The organism is Arthrobacter sp. 10N44_2, assembly GCF_056394385.1.
In genome coordinates, this window is sequence record NZ_JBFTHT010000010.1 from 154,674 (window position 1) to 161,663 (window position 6,990).

The window sequence follows — 6,990 nt, forward strand, 5'->3', positions numbered from 1 at the left end:
CGCCCCTGAGCGGGCGGGAACCATCCACCACTGAAGGAGCGCCCCGGTGCGTGTGCTGATCGACCTGGACGAGCGTCGCTTTGAGTGCGACGTGGCTCACGCCGCGCCTGTCACGACGCTGACAGACCTCGTGGAGGCCGCCGGTGGCCCGCGCCTGGCACCCGATGAGGCGGTGTTCGCGAACGAGGCCGAGGTGCGTGGTTCCACCCCCGTCTCAGAGCTGATCTTCCTTGAGGGCAGCCGCATCTCGCGGGCGCCGTGGCAGATTCCGCAGCGCGTGCGCGGCTGGAGCGTAACGCTCGCTGGCGGCCAGAGCACCGGCGGCGTGACTGACGTTCCGCACGGGCGAGAGATGCTCATCGGCCGGTCCCCTCACGCCGATCTGAGCCTTCCTACCGAAAGCGCGTCATGGGACCACTGCCGCCTGCGCCGGGAGGAGGACGGGCTGCGGGTGTTCGATGGCGGGTCCACGAACGGCACCCTCGTCAATGGCGAGCCGGTGGGGGAGGACGGGATCCTGGTGACCGAAACCGCCACGATCACGGCGGGCGGCGCGGTGCTCCTCCTGCGCCGGTCCCTGGACGAGACGCCCGCCCCGGCGCCTGGCAGCCTGCACAACCTCACGCCGGCGGCGACAGCGCCCTTCAACCGGCCTCCCCGCCCCGGGCAGGCCCCGGCGGGCGAGCCCCTGGTCCCGCCGGGCCGCAAGGACGTGCCGCCGGCCAGCAAATTCAGCTACATCACGGTGCTCGCGCCCCTCGTGATGGCGGCGGCGATGGTCTTGATCCTGCGGGACTTGCGCTTCGCGATGTTCGCCATGCTCAGCCCGGTCATGGCCGTGGGCATGTGGTTCGAACAAAAGCGCCGTCACGCCCGGGGCCTCAAAGAAGAGGACGAGCGCTTCGCCGGGGCGCTCCAGGGATTCGAGCGGCAGATCCGCAAAGCCGCAGCGACGGAGACCGCACGACGCCATCGGATGATCCCCGATCCCGCGACCGTAGTCCGGCGCCCCGCACTCCCCGCCACGTCCTTGTGGCAGCGCCGCGCCGACGCGGACGACTTCCTGGCCCTGCACGCCGGCACAGGTGACGTCCCCTGGAAGCCCGAGGTGGACCGCACCGCCGGGTCGCGGCTGGATGAGAAGGTGAAGGACTCCCTCGCGGCCGCGCGCCTTCAGGCCGCGCCCGTGCTCGTGGACCTGACCGACGCCGGTGTGGTGGGTATCGTCGGGCCGCGGGAGGGGACTCTGGCGCTCGCGCGATCCCTCCTGGCCCAGGCCGCGGTGCACGTCGGCCCAGCCGACCTGACCATCGGCGTCTTCTGCGACGCCGGACGCGCTGACGAGTGGGAGTGGGCTTCATGGCTGCCGCACACGCGCCAGGCCGGCAGCAGCACGGGCGAGCGGTGGATGTCCGCGGACCGCGAGGCGAGCCTGGCCATGCTGCGCACGCTCAAGGACGCTGTGCAGGAGCTGCCCACACCAGCGATGCTGGTGGTCCTGGACTCCGAGGTCCTCACGGAGGGCAGGGACTCACCGGCACGCGCGCTGCTCGGCACGGGCCGCTCCGTGCCCGGGGCCCATGGGAGCCCGCAGCAGCGCCCGTCCCGGGTGGCGGGCATCGTCATCGCGACTTCGGAGGAACAGTTGCCGGCCTCCTGCACCACGATCATCAGGGTCGGTTCGGACGCAGCGGCCACTGTGGACCAGCCGGAGGACCTGACCCGCGTGGAGGACGTCATCCTGGCGGGCCTGGACCAGGAGGAGGCCCTTCGCTGCGCAATGCGCGTGGCGCACTTCGACGATCCGGAGCTGAGCGTGCCCGGGGCCTCGCTGCCCCCGCTTGTGCGGCTGCCCGGGCTCCTCGGCTACGACCGCCCGGACTCGACCACGATCCGTCGCATGTGGCAGGCTCCCACCGGAGTCTCCACGCCGATCGGCACAGGGGAGAACGGTACCCTGACCCTGGACCTGGTCAAGGACGGCCCGCACGGCCTGGTGGGCGGCACCACCGGCTCCGGCAAGTCCGAGTTCCTCCGCTCGCTTGTGGCCGGCCTCGCGGCACGCAACGATCCGACGCGCCTGAACTTTATCCTCGTCGACTTCAAAGGCGGGGCCGCCTTCAAGGCATGCGAACGCCTTCCGCACACCATCGGCACGATCTCCAATCTGGACGAGCAGCTCGCCGACCGGGCCCTCCGCGCCCTGGAGGCGGAGATGGAACGCCGCCAGCGGGTCTTCGCGGAGGCCGGCGAGGGCATCGACAACCTGAACGCCTACCTGGCCACGAACCCGGCCGAGCCCATGCCCCGGCTGCTGCTCGTGATCGACGAGTTCGCCATGCTGGCCAAGGACTTCCCGGACGTGCTCAAAGCTCTCGTCAGCGTGGGGGCAGTGGGCCGCACCCTTGGTGTGCACATGATCCTGGCAACGCAGCGCCCGGCGGGCGTTGTCAGCGACGACATCCTCGCGAACACCAACCTTCGGGTGGCCCTTCGGGTGCAGAGCCGCGACGACTCCAACAACGTCATCGGTGTGCCCGCCGCCTCGGCGATCGGCCGGGCTCAGATGGGCCGGGCATTCGTGAAACTGGGCCAGGACGACATCACCCCCGTGCAGACAGCCCTCGTGACCGGACGGGCGCAGCTCGGCGCCGGGCCCGCCGTGGACGTGCGCGAGATACGCCAGTTCGGCGTCCCCGTGCCCGCGGCGGCGCCGCCACGGTCTGCGGGCGTGGACGAGAACGACCTCGAACTGCTCATCGACGCGGTTGTCGAAGCCAACGCCGAGGCAGGGTACGCCCAGCCGCGGCAGGTCTGGCCGGAGGCCCTGGGCGAGCGTGTGGAGCTGGAGGGTTACCTTCCTCAGCCGGACGGCGGCCGTCGAGCCGCACCGTCCGACACTCCCACCGATCCCGCACGCCGGCCGCTGCCGATGGTGGGCGCCATCCGAGGCTCCACGGTCCAGGTGGCAATCGTCGACGAGCCGGAGCTGCAGCGCCAGTCCGCGGCGGGATGGGACATGTCCGTGGGGAACCTGATGCTCATGGGCGTGGCCGGCTCCGGCACGAGCACCACACTGGCCTCGATCGCGCTGACGCTGGCGAAGGACGCCGATCCGGCCGAACTGGACCTGATGATCCTCGACATGGGCTCCCGTGAACTCGAAGCCCTGGAACGCCTGCCGCACACCGTGGCGTATGTGGGAACCGGGGCCGGTGCCAAGGAGCAGCAGGCCCGTTTCCTGCGGCACCTGCACACGGAGCTCGAGAGCCGCCGCGCCGAGCCTGGCAGGCACCGCCGCACCGTGGTGCTGCTGGACGGCCTGGCCTCACTGCGGGACGAGTTCCAGGATTTCGAGGGGCAGCAGCTGCTGGCGCTGCTGTATCGGGCGTACGCGGACGGCCCGGCGCTGGGACTGTCCTTCGCGGTCTCCACCACACGCGCCAAGGCGGTGCCCTCGGCCATGAACGAGGTGACGCTGCAGAAGTGGCTCTTCCGGCTGGCGGACGACTACGACTACTCCTCGCTCGGCGTCCGGGGCAAGGAAATCCCCGCTGCGCTTCCTGGGCGCTGCGTGGATCCCCGCACCTCGCTCCAGATGCATGTGGCCACGCCCGGTATCGGGGTCGAGGCTGCGGTGGATCGCGCGCGGCAAAGCTGGGCACACGCACCCGCGAAGACCCCGGCGATCCGGCGCCTGCCCTCCAACGTCACCATGCTGGAGCTAGGGGTGGAACCCCGGCTGGAGGCCGAGCCCTGGCTCATCCCGGTAGGAATAAAGGAGGCTGACCTCTCGCCGGCTTTCCTGGAAATCTACGAGGGCGAGCACGCGCTTGTAGCCGGGCCTGCCCGGTCGGGAAAGTCCACGCTGCTGCTGGCCCTGGCCGCAGCCCTGCGTGGCGCGGCCACCTCACGCGGGCCGGCTCAGGTGTGGGGCATCTGCGATCGCCGCTCGCCCCTGGCCCTCGCCGATCTGGATCGCGTGGCCGTCGGCACGGATGAAGTGCCGGCCCTGCTGGCCTCCCTGCGCCTCGAGCGCGGCCCAGTGTTCCTGCTCATCGACGACGCAGAGCGCTTCGAGGACACCGATCAATCCATCGCGGGGGCTGTGACATCCGGGCAGCCGGGGCTGTGCGTCATCGCGGCCGGACGGGCCACGGATCTCCGCGGGCTGTACAGTCACTGGACCAAGACGCTCCGCAAATCCCGCCTGGGCGTGCTGCTGCAACCGGATGTAGATTACGACGGCGAACTGCTGGGCACCGCACTCCCGCGCAGGGCGCCCGTGGCGCTGAGCGCGGGGCGTGGATATATCGGCGTCGGCGGGCAATTGGCACTGATCCAGTCGATGAGCGCCGAGGGCTGAGCCCGGCTACGAGCGCATACGACGAACGAGTGGACGGCCGGGGGCCTTGAAGAATCAGATCGATAGCGTTGGGGAGTACGGTATGAAATTCGCACAGACGGGTCAGGCTCTGGGAGCGTCCTACCGCTTCGGCGAACGGGTGGGCTCCGGCGCCGTCGGCGAGGTCTGGACCGTCACCTCTGCCGACGGCCGGACGCTTGCCGCCAAAGTCCTGCGCCCGGAGCACGCCGACGATCCCTCGCTCGTTGAGCGGTTCGTCCGCGAGCGATCCGTCCTGCTTGGCCTGCAGGACTCGCACATCGTCACGGTTCGCGACATGGTGGTGGAGGGCGCGCGGTTGGCCATCGTCATGGACTACGTCGCGGGAGGCTCGCTGCGCGACGCGCTCAAGGAGGCGGGACCGCTGCGTCCTCTGGACGCGTTCAACGTCGCCGCCGAAGTGTTCGACGCACTGGCTTTCGCGCACTCACGAGGCGTGACCCATCGCGACATTAAGCCGGACAACGTTCTCCTCGCCCGCCCCTGGCCCGAGTGCGGCGCGGGCGACGTACGGGTCTCCGACTTCGGCATCTCCGACGTCGTGGGCGAGAAGATCCGCCAGACGACCGGTCTCATCGGCACCCCGCACTACATGCCTCCCGAGCTCATCAGCCAGGGCCGGTCCGGCCCGCCGGGCGATGTGTACTCAACGGGTGTCCTGCTCTACGAGCTCCTCGCCGGGCGCACTCCTTTTGCCGGGCCGGGGACGGACTTCAGCGTCGCGTACCGACATGTTTCCTCGCGCCCGCCACGGATCCCCGTGGACGACGCGGTATGGAACGTACTCGACTCGCTGCTGTCCAAAGACCCCGCCCAACGCCCGACGGCGAGTGAGGCCGCGGCGACGCTCCGGCGTCTCGCACCCCGCCTTGCCGGCAGCAGCCCGATCACGCGTACCGAGGCCCCGGAGGACTTCGACGCCGTCGAACGCTCGGCCACCGTCGTCCGGGGCGCCTTCACGGACGAGGACCTCGCGGCCTTCGCGTCAGGCTCGCCAGATGACCACGCCGGGAAGGCTCCCGAGCTCGGGGAGGCCGACAGCGCCACCATCGCCCGGCCAATCCCGCGTCGCGAAGTGCGGCCCCGTGCGGAGGCCCGGCTCGAGGAACAGGTCTCCACCCCGTTCTGGCGCACTCGCAAAGCGTTACTGCTCGCGGGCGCCGCCACCCTGCTCGTCGTCGCGATGGTCGTGGGGTTCGTTGTCCTCGCCCCTGCAGGTCAGCAAATGCGGCCCACCGCGGAAGGCCAGGTGTCCAAGCAACTTCAGGACGCGGCGCTGCCAACCGGCCTGACAATCTCGCGGGAGGCCTCCTATGAGCCGTCCTCCGGTCAGGTCCGCTTGACTGTCGCGTACGCGGCGCAGAAGGCGCCGTTGTCCGGTGATTTCCTTGAGGTGATCCCGGGCCTGGCCGATGGGGAAGCGTGCCCTGCGGTCACATGGGACGGGGCTTCGGTGAGCAGGAATCGGGCCTCGATCACCGGCCTTGACGTCGAATGCGGCTGGAAGGTCTCGGGGTTGGAGGTCCCGGCCGGAGGGGCAGCCCAGGTCACCGCCAAGGTGTCAGTGTCGCCCGCGGACCAGCAGGCCCTCGACGCATGGCTGCGGGCTGGGTCCGAGGCGACGACGGCCGCGACGCAGGACCCTGCCGTCAAGGGCACCGCCTATACCGTCCAGCGCCTGAAGGGCGTGGAGGTGCGTACTCCGGCGCGCGTCGTGACGCCCAGCCCGCTAAAGATCACCCTCGTGCCAGTCTGGGCCGGCGGCGCCGACGAGCTGAACCCGCTCTACGTCAGTCCCGCGTCGGGCAAGCCCTCGCAGATGCTCGCCGCAGTGAGTGGCGGCGAGAAAGGAGTACGGTTCTCCGACGGCTGCGGCGGGGCGCTCGCGGTGGACAGCGCGGGGCTTACCGTGACGGCCCTGCAGATCACGCCCCAGTGCACCGTGCGTGCCAGCGTCGGGAACTTCACCGAGCTGCAGTCTCCGAGCTTTGGTATCACGTCCCGGGAAAACTCGTAAGACGGAGGGCTCCCGGGGCTCCCAGGACTGAGGACTCGGGGTTGGCCCCCGCGCGGCCATGACCTTGGCCTGGACGTGCGAGCCTCACGGCCCGCCCGGCAGTCCGGTCCGCTGTTCACGGGGCGGCCAGCCCGCCGTCCGTCCGGGCCGCTGTTCACGGGGCGGCCAGCCCGCTGCCGTCCGAACCGCACGGCTCGCCTCCGTCCAAGCTTCTGTCACGCGGCCACCCGGCCGCCGTCCGAACCGCATGGCTCGCCTCCGTCCAAGCTTCTGTCACGCGGCCACTCGGCCGTCCGGGCCGCTGCCCGGGGCGGCCAGCCCGCTGACGTCCGACGCGCACGGCTCGCCTCCGTCCGGGCTTCTGTCACCCGGCCACCCGGCCGTCCGGGCCGCTGCCGTTCGAGCCACGCGGTCACCCTGCCGTCAGGGCGTCTGTCACGCGGCGGCCACGGGGTCACTCCAGGCGGAAGTAGGTGTTCCGGCGGGGTGTCTGGGCTGGGTCGAGGTGGGGTGGCGGGATGAACCAGGGTATGCCGGTGCGCATCTGGATGCTCCAGTGTTCCTTGTG

Annotated in this window: 2 protein-coding genes; both read left to right on the forward strand. The window is 70.6% G+C overall.

Annotation, left to right across the window (positions count from 1 at the left end):
- The first annotated feature begins 46 nt into the window (after positions 1 to 46).
- Positions 47 to 4,366 (forward strand): FtsK/SpoIIIE domain-containing protein, encoded by a 4,320-nt coding sequence (locus AC1DBX_RS12720; RefSeq protein ID WP_476931890.1) that lies wholly within the window; start codon positions 47 to 49, stop codon positions 4,364 to 4,366.
- An 82-nt stretch (positions 4,367 to 4,448) separates the two neighbouring features.
- Complete coding sequence (locus AC1DBX_RS12725) at positions 4,449 to 6,422, forward strand: serine/threonine-protein kinase (RefSeq protein ID WP_476931891.1); 1,974 nt, start codon at positions 4,449 to 4,451, stop codon at positions 6,420 to 6,422.
- Positions 6,423 to 6,990: the final 568 nt, after the last annotated feature.

Excerpts from the sequence above, each read along its gene's own strand:
- AC1DBX_RS12725 (WP_476931891.1), top strand. The coding sequence starts at position 4,449 with ATGAAATTCGCACAGACGGGTCAGGCTCTGGGAGCGTCCTACCGCTTC.